A 25,736-nucleotide genomic window follows, 5' to 3' on the forward strand; every position below is an offset into this window, starting at 1 on the left:
TTTCATGATGACTTTGCATCATTAGGGCCCTTGATGAGCTTGGAAACAAACATTTTCAAAAAAAGAGGAGGCTAATTCTAAAATTGCCTCCCTTAAAAAAAACAACAGTGTACTAAATACGTTTTCGGTTATCTTCCGAGTTGGTATCGATCAATTTATTATAAGGATCTACGCCTACCTCAAATGGCTTTTTGTCCACAAATAGCGTAATTTTATTATCGATCTTATTTATTTTATGTTTTTCCAGGTAGATTGCCTGTTCCGTCTGAAAACCATGATCCGATTTCTTAGGTTCTGCAAAAACACCGATCTCCACATAGTCCGCCAAGGGTAATGATACAATCTCTTTACCGTCAATCGTAGTTTTCAGACTATCCATGGCATTGCGTCCTTCGCTATACACACGCTTCCCTTTGTCATCTGCACGGTACTTTGCTACATTAAATTCAATCTCTAGCTGATATTTACCTTCTGTTATTTTCTTGAAAGTTACTTTCCGCATTGTATTATCGTATAAAGTAATAGTCTCGTACATATCTTTAATAGCGTATTGTAGGGAATCCGGGGTATTTCTTTTCAAGAGATCAACAAATTCTAATGAGGTCGTATAAGGCGCATCTTGAAATGCCACCTGAGCGATATATTGCTTTAAAAATGAATTGAATACCTTCTCACCAAGAAAATCACTCATTGCATACATCACCAACGACCCTTTATTATAGTGTATATATTGCTGATTTTCATTAAACATCAATGGATTTTCCTTCAATTGTTCCATAGTCCGGCCACGTAGATAGCTATCTAATCCTTCTTTAAGGTATTTACGCATCTGTCCTTTTCCATAGGTATGCTCTAAAACTTTTAGCGAACTATACTCGGCCAGAGACTCGGATAGCATTGTAGCTCCTTTTACGTTGGCTCCTATCACTTGATGTGCCCACCATTGATGTGCCAGTTCATGCGCAGTCACCGAATATGGATAATCTACCTGATCAGGATTATCATCATCCACCTTAGCTATAAAACCGATTGCTTCCGAAAAAGGTACTGTATTAGCGAAAGCCTGAGCAAAAGTACCATGCGTACGAGGGAACTCAACAATACGCATTTGCTGAAATTGATAAGGACTAAACTCTGCTCCGTAATATCCTAAGGATTTTTTCATAGATGTCATCATTCGATCCAAATTAAACGTATGATCCTTATGATAATAGATTTCCAGATTAATTCCATTCCACTTCTCTTTCTTAACAGCATATCGCGCAGAAATAAATGAATAAAAATTTAACATCTTCTGATCCATCTTATAGTGAAAATACCGCCGTCCATCCTTCACCCACTCCTTGATCAGATAGCCCGGTGCCAAGGCAATCTGATCCTCAGCAGTACTAATTGTAGTCTCGAACTGAATCCAGTCAGCTTCATTAGAAATATATGTATTAGCTAGCGCAGCGCTATCCGTTGGATCGGCCATACGATCTCGCTTTGGCAGTTTATACTTTGCGCGCACTTCATTATCCACCAATTCGTAACTATCGCTATAGCCGATACTTGGGAACAAGCTATTATTAAGAAATGTTCCATTTTCCAGAATAGGAGATTTATCTTTCAAAAATGTATTTGCTTTGTTCTTCAATACACTTTTTATCTCCATGCTCTCCTTTGGCATTAAAGGTTTACGCAAGGCATAAATATTGACGTACAATAGTGAATCCCGTTTTACCAGATGTGCATCATTACCTATTTCCATATGTTGCAGATCCTCCGAATAGTTGATTAACAATGTGTCGATAGCTACTTTACTTTTGTTTTCAACTTTAAAAAGTACCTCTGCATAATAATTTCGTTCACTTGGATAAATATCCAAAAGGACTTTGGTATCAACAATTCGAGGTTGAGCATGCTTATGATAATGTTTATACTGGCGTTCGTAGGTAACACGTTCCAACTCCTTCTCTATTTGTGATACATAGCGCTCCGAAACATTGTTATGGTAATAAATAGCTCCCCCCAAACCGAGAAACGAACCCAAAAAAACAATCAGCGGCAGGTAGATCGCTGGTTTAAAACGTAGTCTAGCAATTGTCAACCGTTCTTTTGCACTGGATAGTATGCCACGTTTCCAAAACAAAAGTGCCATGCATGTCAGCACCATAGCAAACAGTAACCAATAGATTTTATAAATCATATAGTCCTTAAACATCCCATACCCATTCATGTCGGAATAGCTATAGCCCGGGCCACTATTGAACTTAAATATAGCTTGTTCTACGCCAATCTTAGAAAGCATCGGTACTCCGATAGTAACGAACAGACACAGCATAAATCCTGCCATGTAATTTTTGAACAGGGACTGAACAAATAAGGCAAATAAGATAAGAATTAGATACTTCATCATATCTAAGCCAAAAAGTTCCTTTACATAATTCCCTATTTCAAAGTGATAGTATCCTTGATACATCTGATACATGATCGCCGAAAGCATACTAATTACTAGTACAAGGCAGGTCATTTTTAACAATGCTAAAAACTTGGAAAGTAACATTGTCCAGTTAGGAACTGCGGTAGCATCAATCAAAAGATTCATCCGATCTGTTTGAGCTCTTTGGATGAGCATACCTGCAAAAAGAAAAATCAGAATCTGTAAAAAGAAACTATATACCCCCCCTATTGTATCAAGCATTTTCCAGGTTACAGGGTAAGTCTCCGTACCATACATCTGCCCAGCGGTAGAGGCAACTACAAGCACCATAAGCACTGTAATCACCATAATGACAATAAAAGTCCAATTACGAACTATATACCTAAAGTCGTATTGCGAAATATTCCACGCTACTTTTAAGTAAGAAAGAAAAGAAAAACTGTAGTTAACATCCGATAATTTCACTCGGATAATGCTGCCAAAATTATCTTTGACTACGCGATCACCTTTCTTATTTCGAGAAAACGTAAAGACGCTTTGTGCAAATGAAAATGTGTAATAAACAAACCCTAGAATTAGTGCAGCAGCGCCTAACCATATCAAACGGTTATATAATACTACCCCCATAAATGGTAAATCCTTCGTATTTTGTTCTTCAATAGTCCAGTATTTAGTATAATACTGAATAGGTTCGAAACCAAAAGGATCAAGAAGTGCTACCAGATACCTATTGTCCATATCCTGTGTCAATGTACTCAACAATGATTGGAATACAAATAACAGAAGGACAAAGATAAAGCCCACATAAATATTCCGACTGAAAGTTACCAAACCAAAAACCATTGCGCCAAATAGTATTAAGTTGGGAATAACCAACAGCACCAAGGCCTGTAAATATGCCCAAGCACGCGTAGGACCTAGCAAGTCCTTATTGATACCAGGCAGATACTGGGCTACAACGAACCCAATTATAGTTGTAAAAACCACCAAAATGGTAATGACTAATGCGCTCAGAAACTTGGCAGACAAATAGGTTCCTTTTGTCAGCGGATAGGAAAACAAAACGCTGTGTACCTGATATTTAAAATCTCGATATACGGCAGCTCCTATGATCGTAGGTAGTAAAAAGTATACAAAAGTAGATAGTCCGTTTAAAAAACCGTTTATATTCAATGGTGAATTGACTTTGATCGGACTTGAAGTTGTACCTGTCGCTCCATCAAACATACCTAACGCCGATGCCATCACGAATATCGACAAGATAAAAAAGACAAAGCAATAAATATAAAGGGCCGGCGTATTAAGCCAACGCTTGATTTCAAACTTAAAAATAGTACTAAACATGAGCCGTATCGTTTTTAAGTGAAACAAAATATACGTCTTCTAAAATCGGCTTGGCTATTGAAAAGTTGTCCCCTGGGCTCTCTTCACTATATACGCGTACATTCAGGGTATTGTCCGGGTTATAGTTAGCAAAAATCACATTTTTTTCGTTGCTTAATGCCTCGTACTCGTCTCTCAAAATCACCGTACTCCAGATTTTTCTCCGTAAGGCTTCTTCTCCAGCCTGCGCAGTACCGCGATACAGCACACGGCCTCCATTCACAATAGCCAATTCATGGCACAACTCACGTACATCATCCACGATATGCGTAGAAAATATTACCGTATTGGATGTACCGATCTCTCTCAATACATTCAAGAACCGATGGCGCTCAGCCGGATCTAGCCCTGCTGTAGGCTCATCAACTATAATAAGTTTGGGTTTATTCAATAACAACTGAGCGATACCGAAACGTTGCTTCATCCCACCTGAATAACCACTCACACTTTTCTTCCGAACGTCATACAAATTGGTTACTTCCAGGACTTCTTTCACTATTTTCTTTCGGTCTGAAGCGGAGGATATTCCTTTTAGCTGCGCAAAATAGGACAGCAACTCCTCTGCCGACAAATTCGGATAAACACCAAAATCCTGCGGCAAATACCCCAATACCTTTCGAAAATCCATCTGACTGGCAAATACATCCACACCATTAAACAAGATGGAGCCAGCGTCTGCAGATTGCAAGGTAGCTATCGTACGCATCAAAGAAGATTTACCGGCCCCATTTGGTCCTAAAAGCCCAAACATCCCCACGCCAATTTCTAAATCTATACCATCAAGTGCACGTACACCATTACTATAAGTCTTTGTCAGTTGGTTAATTTTTAAGCTCATATTTTGAATAATTTTGTAATTAGTTACTTAGTTAGTAGCTCGCACGAGGGAAATGTTACAGTATTAAACAAAAATTTACCTAGAAAGTATTAAAAGAAGTCATTCCGATTGTGGCCACAAACCGCTAATTTTATTATTTACAGCTTCTTGTACATTAAATTAATCAACTTTTCAGCCTTTTAACACAAGGCGTTGAGAAGATCATATCCGAAATGTACCATCGCTGTAAAAAAGCACTTTATTTTCATGCCAACATATTGGGCAAACGTGATTCCCTATACGTTTCCACTTATGTAAATGCCTATCTCGATGAAGATACATATCATTTTAAGAGTCCTTTTGTGCTAGCCGCTATATCAAATTAGCTAGGCAATGATGCAAATGAGCCAGAAGATGAAGCAAAAATGGAACAATCTCGAGGCAGTGTCCTATAAAGTGTGTATACCATTAATTAGACTTTTAGATTCCATTACCATCAAAAACAACAGCATAACAGTATTATTTTTAAATAGTTAAAACAAAAATTAAACATCATTGTTATCCTTTTACTTCTGATCTTTTTTCATCACCGATAAATCTTACTCAAAGAACAACTCTTAACAAATAAACTTCTCTTAAAACGCATCAAAAATAAAATCAGAGTTGCTTTTTTAATACTGATCATAATATGAAAGTGGATACAAATACCGTTTTAGAAATGCTATCCCGATTGAAAGGATATTTCCAGAAGAACTATAACTACTGGAATAACGGTACAGATGAATCCTTTAGATCCGATATTTTCAACAATGAGCAGATGATCGATCTCGCTAAGAAATTAGCTAAATCACATAAACTATCGGATAAAAACGTTAGTGATCAACTACTAAAAAGACTGGATGACAATGAAAAAACATTGCTGGAGGTGCGTAACCTACTATTAGAAGGTCTTAAAACGGACAAAACTATAACTCCGGCAGCGGAATGGTTACTCGACAATTTCTACTTTATAGCGGAACAAATTGTAATTGCCCGAAAGCACTTACCCAAAGGATATAGTGAAGGGTTACCTTCGTTAGCAAACGGCATTTCGATAGGGTTGCCCCGGGTATATGGCATCGTATTGGAAAACATCTCACATAGTGATGCATGGGTAGGAATGAAAAGTCTAATGGACTTCATGTCATCTTATCAATCTATCGCAACATTGACCCTTGGCGAACTATGGGCAATCCCTATCATGCTGCGACTTGCTGTCATTGAGAATTTGCGGAGATTAGCTATGAAGGTGGCACTGGACATGATTGACAATAATCTGGCCGACTATTGGGCTTTAAAACTGATGGATACGCTACAGGAAGAACCTAATGATCTAATTGTAACTATCGCGGATATGGCCAAGTCAAAGCCGGAGTTAAATGCTCCTTTTGTAGCAGGTATTACAAGAAAACTTCAGGGGAAGGGTTCGGCTTTGGCACTCCCATTGAGCTGGATCGAACAGCAACTTGGTAGAATAGGAACCAACAGTATGGAACTCATACGATCTGAAAACCAGAAGCAAGCCGCACGACAGGTCTCGATCCGTAACAGCATAGGAACGCTACACTTTCTGGATACAACAGACTGGCATGAATTTGTAGAAAAATTGAGTACAGTAGAACAGGTGTTGCGGCAAGATATTTCAGAAACTTATCCACTAATGGACTTCGCAACACGCGATAGATACAGACACGTCGTGGAATCTATCGCTAAGTCTTCCTCGCTCTCTGAAACGGAAGTGGCAGAAAAAGCACTTCAGCTTTCCAAAGCGGACCATCCTAACAACGATCAAATATATAAAACAAAGCACATAGGATATTACTTAATCGATGCCGGCCGAAATAAACTCGAACGTGAGGTCAATATGCGCTACACATGGAAACAACGGTTAAATAGTACCATTGAAAAAAGGCCTTTGTTTATTTATCTATCCCTTATCTTCTTATTGACGTTGATCGCTGCGGGAGGGATGTTCTATCTAACCTATTGGCACGGTATAAAAAAAACAATACTATTAGCTTGGATTGCGCTTACTTTTTTACTGGGATCTGCACAGCTAGTCATCTCTTTAATTAACTGGATATCCACATTGTGTGTCAAACCAAAATTACTCCCAAGGATGGACTTCTCTTCTGGTATCCCCTCTGAATACCGAAGCTTGGTCGTGATCCCTACACTCCTTCTTAGTAAAGGATATATCGAAGAGCAGCTGGAGGCACTAGAGATACATTTTTTGGCCAATAAAGAAGAACATCTTCACTTTGGCCTGTTGACCGACTTCAAAGATGCACCGACCGAAAGCTTATCCGGAGACCATCTCTTACTTCAAACAGCCTCTGACAAAATCAATGCGCTAAATCTGAAGTATAGTCCGTCTGACCACGATATATTTTTTCTCTTTCATCGTGCTAGAACCTGGAACCCCAAAGAAAAAAAATGGATGGGGTATGAACGAAAAAGAGGAAAACTGGCCGCACTGAATAAGCTGATAAGAGGATTGGGGTCTAACGTATTCTCCGTCATTATTGGCAGATTTGATATATTAACGAAGGTCAAATATGTTATTACATTAGACTCGGACACCCAAATGCCTAGAGATGCAGCCTGGAAGTTGATAGCAACAATGACCCACCCGCTTAACCAAGCCGTCTACAACCGCGAAAAGCAACGCGTTACAGAAGGCTACGGCATTTTACAACCCCGAATTGCTTCAGGTATACCTAAATCTGAAGCTTCGTTGTATCTCCGTATGCAAGGCGATATTTTTGGTATAGACCCCTATACGCAGGTCTCTTCGGACGTATACCAAGATCTTTTTGCAGAAGGTTCATTTATCGGTAAAGGAATTTATGATGTAGACATATTTGAAAAAAGCGTTCACAAAGTCTTTCCGGACAACCGCATCCTTAGCCATGATCTTGTAGAAGGATGTTATGCAAGAGCTGGACTGGTCAGCGATATCTTATTTTACGAACAAAATCCGATGCAATACGAGGCCGATATAAAACGGCGCCACCGATGGACGAGAGGTGATTGGCAGATCGCTGCCTGGACATTGCCTTTTGTAACCACTAGAAGTGGCCGTATGCGAAGAAATAAATTGTCTTTATTATCCAAATGGAAGATTTTTGACAATCTCAGAAGAAGCCTTCTGCCACAGACATTAATTACAATGCTGCTGATGGGTTGGACAATACTGCCCTTCCCTTGGCTCTGGACATTAACCGTATCTTTCATTATTCTCCTGCCAGTAATGGCCGCTGCACTATGGCAACTCCTACATAAACCCATAGACCTCACGCTAAATGCACATCTGAAAGAAGTAGCGACATCAGTAAGAAACACGCTCATCCGCTTTATTTTTGGGATTGCAGTATTACCATATGAAGCATTCGTGTTTACCGATGCGATTATACGAGCCAACTGGCGCGTCATGGTAAGTCGTAAGAACCTATTAGAGTGGACCTCTTCAGCAGCGATCGCCCAACATCCGCACTATAAGTTATTGTGGGTATTCTACAGATCCATGTGGATAACTCCGCTATTGACCGTTATTTGTATTGTTTTGTTTTTATACATCAATTCTAGCGTCTTTTTTGTAGCCTTTCCTATATTGATCCTGTGGATGCTGGCTCCCGCTATTTCTTGGTATTTAAACAGGCCGATCAAAGAAGAAAGTACAACCCTATCAAAGGATCAATCGTTATTTCTTCATAAAGTGGCTCGAAAAACCTGGGCTTTCTTTGAGCAGTTTGTAACCGCTGAAGAAAACTGGCTTCCGCCAGATAACTACCAAGAGCAACCCGTAGAACGCATTGCACACCGTACCTCACCAACCAATATAGGCATGGCATTACTGGCCAACCTAACTGCTTATGACTTTGGATTCGTCTCCAATGGAGAGCTAATAAACAGATCTGGAAGTACGTTAAATACATTATTCTTGCTCGAACGATTTAAAGGTCACTTTTATAACTGGTACGACACGCGTTCGTTGGAACCTTTAAAACCACGCTATGTCTCATCCGTAGATAGTGGCAATCTATTAGGCCATTTGCTCACTTTACGACAGGGACTTTTAGGTCTTGTGAACGAACCTATATTTAGCCAACGAGTATATAAGGGATTGCACACCACCCTAGCGGTGCTTCGAGAATATGTAGGGATAGATGATATGGCAAAAATAGATGAGATGGATAGTGTACTGAATGCCGCAATGAAAGTAAAAGCTACCTTAGCTACTATAAAAACTAACTTAAGCAAACTGCTTGTACTCGTAAACAAATTGAATAATTTGTCTGTCAAAGATGAAACAGCTTATAAAAGATGGACAAGTAGGCTATCTATACAGATCAAATACGCGATTGACGATGTGAGAAATCAAATTCCCTGGCTTGATCTAATGCCAATTCCAGAGAAATTTATAAAGCTCGCTGAGATAGATCACATCCCTTCTATATCATCATTAATAAAGATGCCGGAGCAACTAGCCCGGTTTTGCGATCACTTTGCAGGCATGGAGAACACAGTTGAAGAGAATGATTGGTTAAATGCACTGCAGGAATGCATAATACGCGCAGCCCAGCAGGCAAAAGAAAGACGCGACTTAATCCACCTATTGAGTGACCAATGCGAACAACTGAGTACGGTAGAATATGATTTTCTGTTCGATAAATCGACTAACTTGTTACGAATCGGATATAATGTGGAAGAACAAAAGAAAGAAAACACATACTATGATCTGCTGGCGTCGGAAGCAAGGCTAGGAATTTTTGTCGCTATCGCTCAAGGGAAAATACCGCAAGAAAGCTGGTTTGCACTCGGTCGGTTATTGACACACTTCGGAGGCGAACCTATATTACTATCCTGGAGTGGTTCAATGTTTGAATACCTGATGCCACAGCTGGTCATGCCCTCTTACAAAAACACACTACTGTACCAAACCAGCAGAGCTACGGTAAAACGGCAAATCGATTATATCAGGAAACGGAATACGCCTTGGGGAATTTCTGAGTCGGCCTATAATATGGTAGATGCCGATCTCAACTACCAGTATCGCGCATTTGGTGTCCCTGGACTTGGTCTCAAAAGAGGCCTCGAAGAAGATCTGGTTATTGCCCCCTATGCATCTATGCTAGCCTTATTAATGTCTCCTGAGAAGGCCTGCAATAACCTAAAATTGCTAGAAAACCAAGGATTTGAAGGAGAGCTTGGCTTCTACGAAGCCATTGACTATACCCCTAGCCGCCTATCAAGAGATCGCAAGTATAGCTTGATACAAAGCTATATGGTCCACCATCAAGGTATGGGCTTGCTGTCACTTGCCTACACCTTACTCAACAAACCTATGCAAGAACGCTTCGTCTCCGAGCTTCGGTTTCAAGCCACGCTGTTGTTACTTCAGGAACGTATCCCAAGAGCTACGCTATTTTATGCACACACAGCCGACTTGATAGAAACACACGCAAAAGTAGCTGATGTTGAAATCCGGCACATTGCCACGCCCCACTCTACCATGCCCGAAATTCAACTGCTCAGCAATGGCCGTTATCAAGTGATGATAACCAATGCCGGTGGCGGCTACAGTCGATGGAACGAGATAGCTATAACCCGCTGGAGAGAAGACGCTACTAGAGACCACCATGGTATATTTTGCTATATCAAAGATGTGGATACCGGATTTTTTTGGTCCAACACCTATCAACCGACACTTTATCCGCCCAAAGATTATGGAGCGGTATTTTCACATGGTCATGTGGAGTTCAAGCGACACGATCAAGGCATAGAAACCAAAACGGAGGTTATCATCTCACCTGAAGATGACACCGAAATGCGCCGGATCAGGATTTTGAATAAAACACAATCTATTCGCGTGCTAGAAATAACCAGTTATTGCGAGGTCGTAATTGCTAGCCAGGCTTCTGATGAAGCTCATCCAGTATTCAGCAATCTATTTGTTCAGACTGAAATTGTAACCAAACATAAAGCTATAATTTGTACCCGGAGGCCGCGTTCGGTAGAAGAAAAATCTCCTTGGGTATTTCATCTAATGGATGTAAAAGGTGCCGAGATAGAGGAAATATCCTACGAAACCGACCGAATGCGTTTTATAGGCCGGGGAAAAACCTTAGTCCATCCACAGGCCATGGATACAAAGCTGCTTTCAGGTGCGCAGGGAGATGTTCTTGATCCTGTGATGGCCATTCGATATAGAATCCATATCAAACCTGGTCAGACAGCTACTTTTGATTTGATATACGGGATTTGTGATGGCAACGACGCATGTGAGAATCTAATGCGCAAGTATCAAGACCAACACCTAAAAAACCGTGCTTTTGAACTCTTTTGGACGCACAATCAGGTATTACTACGACAAATCAACGCAACAGAAGGAGACGCTCAATTGTATGACCGAATAGCTGCTTCGCTTATATATGCCAACGCCGATTTACGCGCAGACGAATCTGTGATACTAAAAAATGTCAAAGGACAACCAAGCTTATGGAACTACTCTATATCAGGTGATCTTCCGATAGTATTATTACGCATCACCGATATAGGAAACATCGATCTGGTAAGGCAAATGATCCAAGCTCACTCCTATTGGCAACTAAAAGGACTAGCTGTTGATCTAGTGATATGGAACGAAGACTATGGTTCCTATCGAAATATTTCTCATGAACAAATATCAGCTTTAATACCATCCAGCACTAAACCTGGAAAAGTATACATCCAAGCGGTCGATCAGATTTCATCACAAGACCATATATTTTTCGAAAGTATTGCTCGCGTGATCATATACGATGACAAGGGATCCTTATCCGAACAGATAAACAGACGAGTCCCAGGTATAGCCCTTCCCCCGTTACTGCAAACAAAACAAAAAGTAATGAACAGTGTTGCACCACCAATATCCCTTCCAACTGATCTTCAATGTTTCAATGGGATGGGCGGTTTTTCAAGAGCTGGCAACAGCTACAGCTTTATGGTCGATAGAACCAAAACCACACCTCTCCCTTGGGTGAATGTCCTTGCCAACTCTAACTTTGGGACAGTGATATCCGAGAGCGGGTCGGCTTATACTTGGTTTATCAATGCGCATGAATATCGGATTACGCCTTGGAACAATGACCCTATCAGTGATGTATCTGGCGAAGCCTTCTATATTCGAGACGAGGAGAGCGGCATTTTTTGGTCTCCATCGCCCTTTCCCGCTATTGCAAAGACTGTTTACCGGGTTACACATGGTTTGGGTTTTTCGACGTTTGAATGTATGGAGCAAGGTATATCTTCTGAAATGTGTGTGTATGTAGATAAAGATCTACCTATCAAATTTGTCACACTGAAAATAAAAAACAATTCGGGAAGAATGCGGTACCTATCGGCAACAGGATTCGTAGAGATCATCTTGGGAGATGTAAGATCGAAGACCAATATGCATATTCTATCAGAATTCGACAGCAAATCAGGTGCATTATTATTTAGAAATCATTATAATGCTGCCTTTTCTGACTATGTAGCATTCTTCAAGGTGAATATACCGGGCTTTAGTTTCACGACAGATCGAGCAGAATTTATAGGTAGAAACAAAAATTTAAAAGATCCTCAAGCTTTATACCGGAAGAAGCTCTCAGGAAGACGTGGGGCTGCTATGGATCCTTGTGCCGCTATCCAAACAAAATTCACTTTATTAGAAGGAGAAGAAAGGGAAATCACCTTTCAGCTAGGTGCCGGAATCCATATCAACGAAGTAAATGAACTACTTCAAAAGCTATCTGATACTTCCATAAACGCAAGATCACTGGAAGAAGCAAAAACGTACTGGCACAATATCACCGATACCATTAAAATAAATACACCAGATACAGCGACTAACATACTGGCAAATGGCTGGCTAACCTACCAAACCATGGCAAGTCGACTATTTGCAAGAAGTGGCTTTTATCAATCAGGAGGTGCTTATGGTTTCCGGGACCAGTTACAGGATGTATTAGCACTACTCCATACCCAACCCCAATTGGCTAGGGAACAGATCCTACTAAGTGCCTCCAGACAATTTTTGGAAGGCGATGTACAACATTGGTGGCACCCACCAGAAGGAAGAGGTGTGCGTACACGATGCTCGGATGACCGGCTTTGGTTGCCCTATGTGGTATCACGATACATTGCAGTTACTGGAGACATGGAACTTCTGGACGTCGTGGTTGGTTTTTTAGATAGTCGTCCATTACATATTCAGGAGGATTCGTTGTATGACTTGCCAGTCAGTGGGAATGGATGCGGAAGCTTATACGAACATTGTACAAAGGCAATAGCATGTAGCCTCGATTATGGCACACATGGATTACCATTGATTGGTTCAGGAGACTGGAATGATGGGATGGACCGGGTGGGAAATAGAGGTATGGGTGAGAGCGTATGGTTGGCTTTTTTTCTCTATGACGTGCTTCGCAGATTCGAAAGCATAGCTAAAAACCGTAATGATATTATGTTTGCGGAAACTTGCTCTCGGGAATCTAGCGCCCTTCAATCTGCTATTGAAACTGAAGGTTGGGATGGTGAATGGTACTTGCGCGCTTATTTCGACGATGGTACGCCGCTTGGCTCTAAACAGAATAAAGACTGTCGAATTGATGCCATAGCCCAGAGTTGGTCTGTGCTCTCCACTGCGGGACTTGAAGACAGAAAGATGAAGGCAATGGATGCACTGGATAAACATTTAGTAAACAGAAAACTAAAAATAATCCAGCTTCTTACTCCTGCTTTTGACAGGTCAGATGAGCCCAACCCAGGATATATAAAAGGTTATATACCTGGAGTGAGAGAGAATGGAGGCCAGTACACTCACGCTGCAATATGGAGCTTAATGGCCTTTGCCTCATTGGGAAACAGAAAAAAAACCTGGGAATTATTTGATATGTTAAGCCCTATCACGCATACGTTAGATCTGGCCGCCGTGGATACCTACAAAGTGGAACCTTATGTAATGGCAGCAGATGTCTATGCAAATGAATTAAACCCAGGCAGGGGTGGTTGGACTTGGTACACGGGATCTTCTGGCTGGATGTACCAGTTTATCATTAATTCGCTACTTGGTCTAGAACTATCGGTCAACCGATTACGGTTTAAACCCTGTTTTCCGCTAACTTGGCCATCGGTAAATATCGCTTATAAATACCATTCTACGACTTACAACATCACCCTGTTACAGAGTCTCGACGCTCCTTTCAGTCACTGGAAAATAGATGATCAGCAAGGTGAAGGAGATACCATTCTATTAATCGATGATGGTCTGCTACACCAAGTAGAGGTTGTTATTAATAAATAATTAGGGACATATGACCATAACGTAAAATCTATTTATTACAAACCGACAGAAAGAAACTTTACTAAACGGACAAAAAACATAACCACTAGCATTTAGGCCAGAATTCAGCAGTCCGAAAAATGATAGCAATTAAATTTTATTTTGATAGCTCAACTATATATCGTAATATTGCGATATACAAAGATACTATGGGCGTAAGTAAAACAAATCACTTTACCGATCAGCAAAATAGGATTGCCAACATTGCGAAAGCATTGGGGCATCCTGCACGTATTGCGATAATAGAACATCTTCTAAAAGTTAATGCATGCATCTGCAGTGATATTGTAGATGAACTGCCTTTGGCTCAGTCGACCATATCACAACATCTTAAGGAATTAAAAAACGCAGGTCTCATTAAAGGTAGCATTGAAGGTACATCTATATGTTACTGCATAGAAGAGTCAACGTTCGCCGTATTGAAACAATATTTTGCAGCTATAATAATTTCAGCAAGCAGTACTAAATGCTGTTAGACTTGATTCATAAGCAAATGAATATGAACAGTCTATTTTGCTCTTGCTTTTTTTTGCTCACTTATATCGTAATATAACGATACTTAAATTTAAAACACGATGAAACTATCAGAAATCAAAACAATTCTACCTACACTGGAGAATGTAGCTTTTCAATTGGAAGACGGCTCTTTTGTGCCAGAAAATTTTCATGTGACCGAAGTCGGCCAAATCAATAAACACTTTATTGATTGTGGTGGTGTGACACGAACAGAAAACACGGTCAATTTCCAATTATGGAATGCAGACGACTACGAGCACAGATTGAAGCCAGGAAAATTATTGCACATTATCGAACTATCCGAAAAGACCTTAAACATTGGCGACTACGAGATTGAAGTCGAGTATCAAAGCGGCACTATTGGAAAATATGGCCTGGACTTTAATGGTAAACATTTTATTCTAACGAGTAAAACCACAGCATGCTTAGCGGAAGACGCCTGTGGTATACCGAAACGTCTGAACGTAGTCGAATCTAATTCAAATAGTTGTACACCAGGCTCCGGCTGTTGTTAAAAAAATCTATTATGTATTCAAAGTTAACCGATACTATTTCGTTCATTCAGAAATTGGAGATCAGCCAAGGTCGTAATCCCATCTTACGTCCTTTGGTTGAATACATTCAGCATAGATTGGATTTGGGCAAAGATATAAACCTCAACTTTATATGCACGCACAATTCGAGACGCAGTCACCTATGCCAGGTCTGGGCACAGATTGCAGCAGCACATTATCAGGTACCAAAAGTATATTGTTATTCTGGAGGTACGGAAGAGACGGCACTATTTCCAAAAATCGCCGACACACTCCGAAATCAGGGCGTGGATGTTCAAATTATTTCAGAAGCTCCTAACCCTATCTATGCCTTGAAGTACGATATCAATGCGCTGCCTATTATCGGATTTTCCAAAAAATACGATGATCCATTCAATCCACAGTCTGATTTTGCAGCAATTATGACCTGTTCGCAGGCAGATGGCGGATGCCCTTTCATCCCCGGTGCTGAGAAACGGATACCCATTACCTTTGAAGATCCAAAATTGTCGGACAACACCCCCCAGCAGGATGAGGTATATCACAACCGAAGTTTAGAAATAGCTGCAGAAATGTTTTACGTCTTTTCACAAATTAAATAATACAAACTATGCAGGTAAAAATGAAGTTTCTGGACCGATACCTTACCCTTTGGATCTTTCTCGCTATGGCACTGGGTGTGCTCCTTGGGAATATATTTCCTGGAATATCCGATATGATGGATAAACTATCTATTGGTACAACCAACATTCCATTGGCGATCGGCTTGATTATAATGATGTACCCGCCATTGGCCAAGGTTAAGTACAATTTACTGCCATTAGCATTCAAAGATAAAAAGGTGCTTAGTTTATCCCTGATACTCAACTGGCTGGTAGGTCCAATCCTCATGTTCATTCTAGCTGTTATCTTTTTAAGAAACCAGCCAGATTACATGGTAGGTGTTATTCTCATTGGCCTTGCTCGATGCATAGCTATGGTGATCGTCTGGAATGACCTAGCAAAAGGAAATCGAGAATATGCAGCTCTACTTATAGCATTGAACAGTGTCTTTCAAATACTTTTCTATAGTATGTTTGTCTGGTTGTTTATCAATGTGTTGCCGGCTTATTTTGGTTTTGCAGAGTATGCTATTTCCATCGAGATGAGCGAAGTCATCAAAAGTGTACTGATATACCTAGGCATTCCTTTTTTAGCGGGTTTTCTAACCCAAAGATATCTATCAAAGATAAAAGGCGTAAATTGGTATACCCTTAAATTTCTACCATTCATTTCACCTTTTACCTTATACGCCTTATTGTTCACCATAGTATTGATGTTCAGCCTTAAGGGGGAGCAGATCGTACAGTTGCCTATGCTCGTGCTGAAAGTCGCAGTACCGCTGGTGGTCTATTTCATTCTGATGTTCTTTATCAGTTTTTTCATAAACAAATCTATGGGTGTAGCCTATGACAAGAATGCAGCGATATCCTTTACCGCCACAGGTAATAATTTTGAGCTAGCTATAGCGGTAGCCATAGCGGTCTTCGGTATACATTCTCCACAAGCCTTTGTTGGCGTTATAGGACCTCTTGTAGAAGTCCCCGTACTCATTGCTCTCGTGAGAGCGAGTTTATGGCTCAAAAAGAAATATTATAGTTAACTTTTTATACCAAAGTTACGAGATAATGAAAACAACGACATGGATAACACCTGAATATATTAAGGTCATGTTAGAACTCCACGAAATGGGAATAGTCTATAGCGTAGAAACCATGATGGAAAGCTGGTAGGTGGCGTTTTGGGTTTATCTCTAAATGGCTACTTCATAAACCTGAGTCTTTTCCGAACGATTAATAATGCCAGCAAAATTGCTTTTTGTTATTTACTAGCCAAGTTGAAAGAGGATCGGTTTAAGTTACATATCAGCGGGGCTGCAGATAGTTGGTTTTCCCAATTCGGATCGGTCAACATATTCAAAGAGGATTTTAAGAAGAAACTAATTCCAGCAATTACTGCGCCTGTTACTTTCAGTTCCAGCATTCCCGAACCAGCCCTATAGTTAGCTCGTCTAACTTGAAAAACCTTAATTATTTCAACCAAAAAAAAAACACAAAATCCGACTATGGAGACTCGGATTTTGTATTTAACTGTAAACACCTATTGCTCTTTTACGGAAAGATAAGTTTCTACTTCGGCATTATCTCCATCGTAGTACTTACGACCGTGTACTGTAAAGTCCGCTGTGTAAGCTCGTCTAGAATCTAGCTCCTGATCCGACCATATTGCTAACCAGGTATTTCCAATGGCTTCAGGCATTTTTCCTTTGGAAACGATCTTATGGTACGTTGCAGCTTCTATGGTTATTCCAATCATGCCTTCAGGAATTTCACCCAACGAGTGTACAGGCAAACCTATAACGGTGGTGTATTCTCCTGTGAAATCCGTTTCATAATCAGTATAAACGGCATAAATCTCCTCACTTACTTTATTCGGAATTTGATTCTGAATTTCTTCTTTCCAGAATTTTTGCCATAGAGATTCAATATCTATCGCGGATTGTCCATTGGTATTGATTGTTCTGGTAGAGATTCCAACTATGTGAATCTTTTGAATAGTCTGATTGATCATTTTGTATCTATTAATTACTTCTTATTTGCTCTTTTGCTTGATAACAAATATAGAATGACCGAATGACAACTATATGTCAGGAGCCCTAAGTGGATGCACCATCCCTATTTATCTTTAAGCAACTGATAGAGGGCGTGTATCTTACTTTCTTTCAGCAAGACCTGCCCAGCAAAACTACTAGACACCCCCTCTCCTCGTCCACTTATTAAGATCTGCTTTATGTTATCCAGCTGAGGAACCCATCCTAGATACCTTTGTACAGCATCATTATGCTGATAAGAAATGTGAAGCGCATCATTTGTACGGTGATAAGGGTAATTATTCTTTGCCTCTGCATCGGTACTTAATCCAATCTGATCGCCATCCATCGTTTTATAAAACTTATAAAATAGTCTTTCCGGTAGATAAGATTTTAAATGAGGTGATGCCTTGAACGTGAATAACAGGTTGGGCACCGATTCCTCACGAAGCTCCTTCTTTTCGATGCGATTAAAGTTATCGTCATAATCATAAGCAATGACACTATCCATCTGTACAACATCCTCGCTACGCCATTGTAAATCTAGGTAACCGCCATAATAACGCATTAGCGTATCAACAGGTATATTGTAGCGTTTCAGATTATCCTTATACTTCATTAACAGGGGGCTTAAATCTGCCTGACAATAGACATTTAACACATTTGATGTTGGCAATGCCCGCACTTGGGCTTCGCTCGGCAGTCGAAGAACACTATTCGCCAGTGAAAGCTCTAATGCAATCATTCCTTGGTTAAATGACATTATCCCTGATGTCGAAACACCACGCTGTTGCCATTGTATATCTACAGCGCTGTTTTCTAAATTAAAGTCTTCAGCAGTGGAAATAGGTAGCATGTGATCTATTCTTTGGTTCCAAAGCTCCATAATTTCTTGCTTTTTACCCGTCTTTTCTAGGCTTAGCGCGACCAACACCTGCTTTGAATCCCCATAAAACGACATCCTATCATCATTGCTACTGACCCACCAGTTGCTCCCCTCCTGTTCGATCTGTATGGAATCTCCAACAACGCGTTGGCGAAGGAATGTCTGCAACTTCTGATGATCGTCAACCTCCAATAGGGTATACCATGTCCCCTCCTTGTCCTTAAACGTAAAAAGATAAATGCTTGCTGGTATATGCAGACCTAGATCGGAGCTCTTTATGCGATCAGGAACCGTACTGCTTGTGGTATCTTTAGTCAAATAGTACCCTGGATTCTTAATGGCATTCCGAGCTATATCCGATAAAATCTTATCCACCGAAACACGCATCACATACTCGCTTTCCGAATGTACGAGCGCTTGTTTTGAATGCTGTTCACGTACCTTCAAAAATAGATAAAGGCTTATCGCAATTAATGCGATAAGCCCCACTAGTATAAGTATGAGTTTTTTTAATAACTTCATTATTCTTTAAGTTTCAACGACCAGCGATCCAGAACATCGAATAAAAATGCCAATGCATTTCCTTTTTTATTCGGGAATTCAACACCAATCTCTCCCATAAGTCTATTGCCTTTTATTCCAGGAGAAGTCATATAGAAGTCTCCATACTGCTGCAAATCAGAAACAGTCTCTTCGATAGATCTTTCAACAGGAATATCTAAATCGTCCAATAAAACAGGAATACGTTTGGTATTGAACAATAAGCTTAAGCTGTTCTTTTTGGCCATAGCTACATATGGAGCGTGCCCTTTACTCGTTACACGATTGGAGTTTATCGCTTCCATTTTATCCTTATCATTACCGATAAAAACTATCCCTTGTTTAATCAAGAAATACACCGTAATACCCGAATTGTTTTTTTCCTTGACTTCGTAAACACCATCGTGATCAAGCAATTCATTTTCTTGTACACCAATCTGTATTAATTTTTCAAAGATACGGGTATCATCCGAGGAGAACATCCACAGAAACTGAGGTATAGTCTCCGTCTTAGTCTTCTCTACTTCGGTATAATTATAATCTTCATCATACTCATAATCCGTGTAGGTAACGTCTACCTTAGTGACGCCATTCAACACAAAAAGGTTATCGCCTTTGAAAACTTTCCCAATCGCCTTTTGATCTAATACAACGTCAAATAAAGTAGCTCCTAAACTGATAAAATTAGAATACCTTGGCATGAAAGAACCGTAGTACTTCTCCATAATCTTAGGGATATTCTGAATGTAGGCTTCTGTATTCAGGTTGAAGGAAAAGAAACCCAAAGCATCTTTTTCCAGGAATGGATAAAACTTAGGGTTTAGCTTCTTATTGTAAATTGCTTTATAGTAAGATGCCATGTCTTTATCCAGTGTAGCCGAACCAATAAACTTTAATTTATTGCCTTGTACGACGATACTGCCATCCATTCCTTCTATACCATAGTCAAATTTAGGTTTGACTCCAAAAAACTCACTAATCGCCTCTTCTGGATAAAGGTACTTATAGTAGGAGAATACATCTTTTGCATGGATATGCGCAATAGTATTTGCATCTAATTTTGGTAAACGCTTCGCGTCAAAAGATTTGTAATGTCCGGCCAAGACCAGTTCCATCTCCGCATTTACCCACTGCTTTACAAGTACGTTCTTAATCGAATCATTATGTCTATTGATACTATCATATACAGAATAATAATCATCGGAATATTCTTCTTGTTCCAAAATAGAATCGACAATGCCATACTCATCCTCTTCCAGAGTATCTATTGCCGCATCTGCCAACATCGGAGGACCAACTGGGACAAGCAATTCTTCTTCCTCTTCTCCCACCTCCACCGCAGCAACTGCTGAGTCTACCGCAGCTGAATCGAAATCATAAGCATCCCAAGTGGTTGCAGCCGAATCGACTAATGCTTCTTCAGCATACTCGGCTTCATAAGCCTCATAACCTGTTGAAATCAAACCGTAACGATTGATAATTTCTTCTTTACGAAAGTAATAATCCATAGCCAAACCGCCCAAAACATAGACAGTATTGTCATCCCAGCTTAAACGCATAGATCTATCTGTGGAATAAATTGTAGGAAGAGCGTTTACTATTTCTACTTTTTTATGTTTTGGTATAATCGCTTCAAACTGACTCCGATTAGCAAGCGGGATTAATGCTCCTATATATTGAATACTATCGGTTCCACGTACGTACGCATAGGCTTTAGACTTGAAATCGATGCCCAAGTCTTCAATTTTTGACGCTTTAAGCATATCGTTACCACTAATCTTATCAAAGAAACCTAGACGTGTCAACGTAAGATTGACATCAGCAATATTTAAATGATCTAATACGGCTTTGTTATTGAAGGTAACAACCACAGTAGCATCGTGGGGCACTTTTCGAATCAGATCCTGAGCGCTCAGAGACACTGTAATGGACAAGCCGAAAATCAGCGCGGCAAATTTGTGTAAATACATATATTAATTATAAAGTTGTTAAGCGTTTATTTTAATGTTATTTTATTGGATAGACCGACGTTTCCATTTACCAGGTCTAAAACCCCGATTTTCATCATAACGGCTTTTTTATTGTCGGCGATTCTCCCGGCTTTATTGTCTTGTTTGATCACATTATCTTGAAATCTATAAATACTGGTAAAATAAGCGTCTGAAAATGATTTTTGGTTTTCTGCTTTTAACTTTGCCAATCCATTCTTTGCTTCCGCACTATACGTATAACTGCGGGCAAATACCTTTGTCTTCGGATCGTAGGAATAACTGGAGTAACTGGATATTTTAGTTTTAAAATGTGTAGAAAGCGTCTTTGTAAAGCTATTCAAAACCGCCACATTGGTAAAATCACAGGACAACGTACCGATAAAATTATTAAAATCTAAACTGTGTTTAACATTCGAGATACCGGGTGTCTGTCTCAAAATCTTCACCACGTCATTCATTTCATTTTGTATTTCGGTCTTAGAAGGTACTTTCATGCCGTCAACTTTATCCAATTTCATTAAAGAGGCAGCTTTGGTCTTACTCTTGCTTAAATTGAATGTCGCTTTAATGTCTCCTGCCCCATTCGATTTGAGGTAAATCTCTTCGACTACATCAAAACAGCTGGTTAAACTAAAAACAGTACTAAAAAACAGAAAGAAAACAAACAGCTTACGTCTTATTATTTTGGTGTTGGTCATATCTTAATTTCTTAAATTCATATTCGCTGTAAAGGTAACAAGTACCTTCAAAAAATAATGAAGGCATAAGTACAAAAGCTATTCCAAATCGTATTTTAATACAAAAAAAGTACAATATTCACTGTTTTCAGGGATACTTTCCTCTTTAAACCTGTCTTAAGGTCATATGCATCGATATCTAGAATCAAAAAATTACAATAAGTTAATTTGTTACTAAAGCCATTCTTCTTAGCTTCGCATAATATATTTTATGCTATGCGTACTTTTAAGACACTATCTTTAGCTATAGTTATTGCATGGACATTAGCCGGTTGTAGAACTACCTACATTCCGAAACTCAGCGAGCCGACTACATATGCCATCAACTCATCCCTACCGGAAGACAGTACTATTGTTCGTTACTACACTCCTTTTAAGCAACAAATGGATCAAGAGATGAATAGAACGATAGGCTATTCGACACATCATTTAAACAAGAGCCGGTCTGATGCAGAAAGTCTAGCGGGCAACTTCTTTGCCGATGCACTACTGGCTATGGGTAAAAAAATAGACCCAGAAGTACAACTCTCTCTAGCCACGAAGGGGGGCATTAGATCTGAGATCAAACAAGGTGATGTCACGATAGGCGCTATGTTTGAATTGATGCCTTTTGAAAATACGGTCACTATACTTGAATTATCAGCCAAAGATATAGCTGTTATAGCCGACTTTATTGCCAAAACCGGTGGACAACCCATTGCGGGATTTACCGTAAAAATTAAGGAAGATAAAGCCGTAGAAATACGAATCGATGGCAAGGAAATAGACCCAAACCGTTCTTATAAATTGGTCACTTACGATTATCTGGCAAATGGTGGTGATTATATAGAAGGTATTACCCATCCAATAAAACGGACCGACAGCAGTCTTCGGGTAAGAGAAGGATTAATAGAATACGTACAAGGATTAACTAAAGAAGGCAAAAACATAAACACGGAGTTAGATGGAAGAATTTCAATCATTAAATAGACGGTTATTTCTTAAAAAAGCAGCTACATTGGGGCTTCTTGCATCTTTTGCTCCATTCGATAGTTTTGCCCGTAATTCATCCAGCAACAAAGAGGTCAAGATAACCATCTTACATAGTAACGATGTACACAGTCGTATAGAACCCTTTCCTATGGATGGTTCAAGAATGCAAGGTTTGGGCGGTGTGGCCAGACGTAGCACCCTAATTGAAAAGATTAGGAAAGAGGAGAAAAATGTATTGTTATTTGACGCGGGTGATATGTTTCAAGGTACCCCTTATTTCAATTTATTTGATGGACAGGTAGAGCTTGAGCTTATGTCTAAATTAAAATATGATGCAGGAACATTCGGCAATCATGAATTTGATAACGGTATAGCGGGTATTCTCAAGCACTTTGACAAAGCGAACTTCCCTTTTATAACTTCCAACTATGATTTTTCAGAAACGGTATTAGCTGGAAAGACGAAAGAATATTTGGTCTTTAAAAGGGATGGTGTCAAAATAGGCGTGTTTGCTCTCGGTGTCAATGTCGAGGGATTGGTAGATCCAAATGGTTATAAAGGCATGAAATACCTCGACCCCATGGACGTAACCAACCGCCTGGTTCCTAAATTAAAAAATGAATTAAAATGCGATATGATCATCTGCCTGTCGCATATGGGGTATTCCTACAAAGAAGATACGATCTCTGATCTGAAACTGGCCACTAATAGCAGAGATATAGATCTGATCATAGGTGGACATACACATACTTTTTTGGAAAAACCTACAGAAGTGAAGAATCTGGATGGAAAAATAACATTGGTAAACCAGGTGGGTTTTGGTGGAGCTAGCTTCGGACGGATCGACTTTATATTTAATCCAAAAACGAAACAAAAACAAGTTCTATTGAGTAATAACTACGCGATAGACAACACGTTAGAACAGGTAACCGCATAATTTCAAGGCTATTGAAAACACTAATACGCCTCTATATAAATTCGTACAAAGGATTATCTCCTGCAGCTTGGCTGTTGGCACTGGTTATGTTGATCAACCGTACCGGTTCAATGGTCATTCCCTTTTTGGGAATCTATATGTCATCCGAGCTTGGTTTTTCGAAAACACAGATCGGGTTGGTATTGGGCTGCTTTGGCTTGGGGTCGGTGGCGGGCTCTTGGCTTGGCGGTTGGCTCACGGATAGATTAGGCAACTTTAAAGTACAAACCTGGAGCCTAATTTTGGTCATCCCTTTATTCCTCGTCCTGCCTTTATTTCGCTCTTTCGAGAGTTTAACGATCATGATATTTGTACTGACTTTGGTAGCAGATACCTTTAGACCTGCAAACTCGGTATCGGTCGCTCGTTATGCTAAACCCGAAAATATCACAAGAGCTTATTCACTCAATAGAATGGCTGTAAACCTAGGATTCTCTATAGGCCCAGCGCTTGGTGGATTCCTAGCAACATTTTCATACAACTGGATTTTCTATGGCAATGCCATAGCTGCTAGTATTGCCGTCATTGTCTTTATTTATTTCTTCAGAAATAAAAAGGCTACAACAAAGCAGCCTACAGAGATGAAAGAGACAAAAAAGACAACGTTACAAACTATTCCTGAAAAAAACGCCTATCGGGATGGGCTCTTTATCGCATTCAATCTCTTTTGTTTTCTCTTCTCTATGGCTTTTTTCCAATTAATCACTACACTACCGCTGTTTTATCGGGATGTATACCAATTGGATGCCAGTCAGATCGGCTTATTGTTAGGATTTAGTGGCTTTGTTATTGTCTTGTTTGAAATGGTTTTAATCCACCTTATTGAACACCGAATGACGGTAAGACAGATTATGTTGGTCGGCACAGCCATATCAGCTATATCTTATTATATGCTTAACCTGGATTTTGGAATGGTGTGGCTTTTTCTAGCAATGCTTGTTCTCTCGACCGGAGAAATGCTAACATTGCCTTTTACAGCGACTATCGCGATAAAACGTGCGGATACAAACAATCAGGGAGCATATATGGGATTCAATTCATTGGCATTCGCTGCGGCTAATGTTTTCTCACCTTATTTGGGCACCTATATCGCTGAGCATTGGGGCTATCAGGTATTGTGGACCACCACGGGAACTGTTTTACTAATCGTCAGTATAGCGTTTTATTGGATAATATCCAAGATGAAGGAAGGCTAACCGACATTACGTTCATAAGGGACTCTTGTCAGAATGGATCGTCCCAAAGTAATTTCATCTACATACTCCAGCTCGCCCCCGAATGCAATACCTCGAGCAATCGTACTCACCTGCACATCAAATTCACGTAGCTTGCGATAAAGATAAAATATAGTGGTATCACCTTCCATCGTGGCACTCAGTGCCAATATCACCTCTTTCACCTCGTCCTTGCGCAAGCGTTCCAGAAGGCCCTCTATCTTTAAATCGGAAGGCCCTACACCATCCATCGGTGAAATAAGCCCTCCTAGAACATGGTATACTCCTTGATACTGATTTGTATTTTCAATAGCCATCACATCCCGCGTATCTTCGACCACACATATTATGCTTTTGTCCCGCTTTACAGATTGACAGATTTCGCAGGTCGGCTCATCCGATATGTTATAACATACCTGACAGTACCGAATCTTCTCTTTGAGCTGATCTATTGCTTGCGTAAAACGGCTTACCTCCTGATTGGATTGCTTCAATAGATGTAAAACCAGACGTAAAGCGGTCTTATTACCAATTCCTGGTAAACGACCAAACTCTTCGACGGCATTCTGCAATAATTTGGATGAGAAGTTCATTCCGCAAAAATAAAAAGTAATTTTCTATTTACAGCATTAACAAACTCTTTTCAATTCTGGTGTTGCATACTCCTCGACGTTTCGCTATATTGTGGCATATTGTTCAAGATATTTAGGTATA

At 39.9% G+C, this 25,736-nt stretch carries 15 protein-coding genes and 1 pseudogene; 9 read left to right on the forward strand and 7 right to left on the reverse strand.

The window, feature by feature from the left end:
• Positions 1–112: 112 nt before the first annotated feature.
• Together G7B18_RS03925 and G7B18_RS03930 are read right to left on the reverse strand one after the other, a co-directional pair.
• Positions 113–3,766 carry an ABC transporter permease/M1 family aminopeptidase gene (locus G7B18_RS03925; protein ID WP_164122104.1) on the reverse strand — a complete coding sequence of 1,218 codons (3,654 nt, stop codon included), beginning with the start codon at positions 3,764–3,766 and terminating at the stop codon, positions 113–115.
• Complete coding sequence (locus tag G7B18_RS03930) at positions 3,759–4,643, reverse strand: ABC transporter ATP-binding protein (protein WP_164108290.1); 885 nt, start codon at positions 4,641–4,643, stop codon at positions 3,759–3,761. Before G7B18_RS03930 ends, G7B18_RS03925 begins: the two co-directional genes overlap by 8 nt.
• 667 nt (positions 4,644–5,310) lie before the next feature.
• On the opposite strand from G7B18_RS03930, the gene G7B18_RS03935 reads away from it, so the two are divergent.
• From G7B18_RS03935 to G7B18_RS19385, 6 genes and pseudogenes are all read left to right on the forward strand, one after another.
• Positions 5,311–13,989, forward strand: a complete 8,679-nt coding sequence (locus tag G7B18_RS03935) for a GH36-type glycosyl hydrolase domain-containing protein (protein ID WP_164108289.1) — start codon at positions 5,311–5,313, stop codon at positions 13,987–13,989.
• Between the two features lie 188 nt (positions 13,990–14,177).
• Positions 14,178–14,504 carry an ArsR/SmtB family transcription factor gene (locus tag G7B18_RS03940; protein ID WP_079644337.1) on the forward strand — a complete coding sequence of 109 codons (327 nt, stop codon included), beginning with the start codon at positions 14,178–14,180 and terminating at the stop codon, positions 14,502–14,504.
• 99 nt (positions 14,505–14,603) lie between these two features.
• Positions 14,604–15,059, forward strand: coding sequence for a DUF6428 family protein (locus G7B18_RS03945; RefSeq protein ID WP_164108288.1), 456 nt, complete (start codon positions 14,604–14,606; stop codon positions 15,057–15,059).
• 11 nt (positions 15,060–15,070) lie between these two features.
• Positions 15,071–15,679, forward strand: coding sequence for a low molecular weight phosphatase family protein (locus tag G7B18_RS03950; protein ID WP_164108287.1), 609 nt, complete (start codon positions 15,071–15,073; stop codon positions 15,677–15,679).
• Between the two features lie 8 nt (positions 15,680–15,687).
• On the forward strand, positions 15,688–16,719 hold the full coding sequence (gene arsB, locus G7B18_RS03955) for an ACR3 family arsenite efflux transporter (protein WP_164108286.1): 1,032 nt from the start codon (positions 15,688–15,690) through the stop codon (positions 16,717–16,719).
• A gap of 67 nt (positions 16,720–16,786) precedes the next feature.
• Positions 16,787–17,118: pseudogene (locus tag G7B18_RS19385) on the forward strand (hypothetical protein).
• 98 nt (positions 17,119–17,216) lie between these two features.
• On the opposite strand, the gene G7B18_RS03970 reads toward G7B18_RS19385, so the two are convergent.
• The 4 genes from G7B18_RS03970 to G7B18_RS03985 form a co-directional block, all read right to left on the reverse strand.
• On the reverse strand, positions 17,217–17,687 hold the full coding sequence (locus G7B18_RS03970; protein WP_164108283.1) for a GyrI-like domain-containing protein: 471 nt from the start codon (positions 17,685–17,687) through the stop codon (positions 17,217–17,219).
• A 104-nt stretch (positions 17,688–17,791) separates the two neighbouring features.
• Positions 17,792–19,114: a hypothetical protein gene (locus G7B18_RS03975; protein WP_164122105.1), complete on the reverse strand. Its 1,323-nt coding sequence runs from the start codon at positions 19,112–19,114 to the stop codon at positions 17,792–17,794.
• A complete protein-coding gene (locus tag G7B18_RS03980; RefSeq protein ID WP_164108281.1) occupies positions 19,114–21,102 on the reverse strand; it encodes a hypothetical protein in 1,989 nt (662 codons plus the stop codon). Before G7B18_RS03980 ends, G7B18_RS03975 begins: the two co-directional genes overlap by 1 nt.
• Before the next feature lie 26 nt (positions 21,103–21,128).
• The gene (locus G7B18_RS03985) at positions 21,129–21,821 is read right to left on the reverse strand and encodes a hypothetical protein (protein ID WP_240452764.1); all 693 of its coding nucleotides are present in this window, start codon (positions 21,819–21,821) and stop codon (positions 21,129–21,131) included.
• A gap of 255 nt (positions 21,822–22,076) precedes the next feature.
• Between G7B18_RS03985 and G7B18_RS03990 the strand changes: the two genes are divergently transcribed.
• From G7B18_RS03990 to G7B18_RS04000, 3 genes are read left to right on the forward strand one after another with little or no spacing between them, the layout of a single operon-like run.
• The gene (locus tag G7B18_RS03990; protein ID WP_240452765.1) at positions 22,077–22,829 is read left to right on the forward strand and encodes a 5'-nucleotidase C-terminal domain-containing protein; all 753 of its coding nucleotides are present in this window, start codon (positions 22,077–22,079) and stop codon (positions 22,827–22,829) included.
• Positions 22,804–23,769 (forward strand): bifunctional metallophosphatase/5'-nucleotidase, encoded by a 966-nt coding sequence (locus tag G7B18_RS03995; protein ID WP_164122106.1) that lies wholly within the window; start codon positions 22,804–22,806, stop codon positions 23,767–23,769. The genes G7B18_RS03990 and G7B18_RS03995 overlap by 26 nt, the downstream gene beginning before the upstream one ends.
• Before the next feature lie 11 nt (positions 23,770–23,780).
• Positions 23,781–25,004, forward strand: a complete 1,224-nt coding sequence (locus tag G7B18_RS04000; protein WP_164108279.1) for an MDR family MFS transporter — start codon at positions 23,781–23,783, stop codon at positions 25,002–25,004.
• Here G7B18_RS04000 and recR read toward each other — a convergent pair.
• On the reverse strand, positions 25,001–25,615 hold the full coding sequence (gene recR, locus G7B18_RS04005; protein WP_164108278.1) for a recombination mediator RecR: 615 nt from the start codon (positions 25,613–25,615) through the stop codon (positions 25,001–25,003). The two genes, G7B18_RS04000 and recR, sit on opposite strands and share 4 nt — an antisense overlap.
• Positions 25,616–25,736 lie beyond the last annotated feature (121 nt).

The organism is Sphingobacterium sp. xlx-130 (assembly GCF_011007405.1).
In the GTDB taxonomy this organism is placed as follows: Bacteria; Bacteroidota; Bacteroidia; order Sphingobacteriales; family Sphingobacteriaceae; genus Sphingobacterium; species Sphingobacterium luzhongxinii.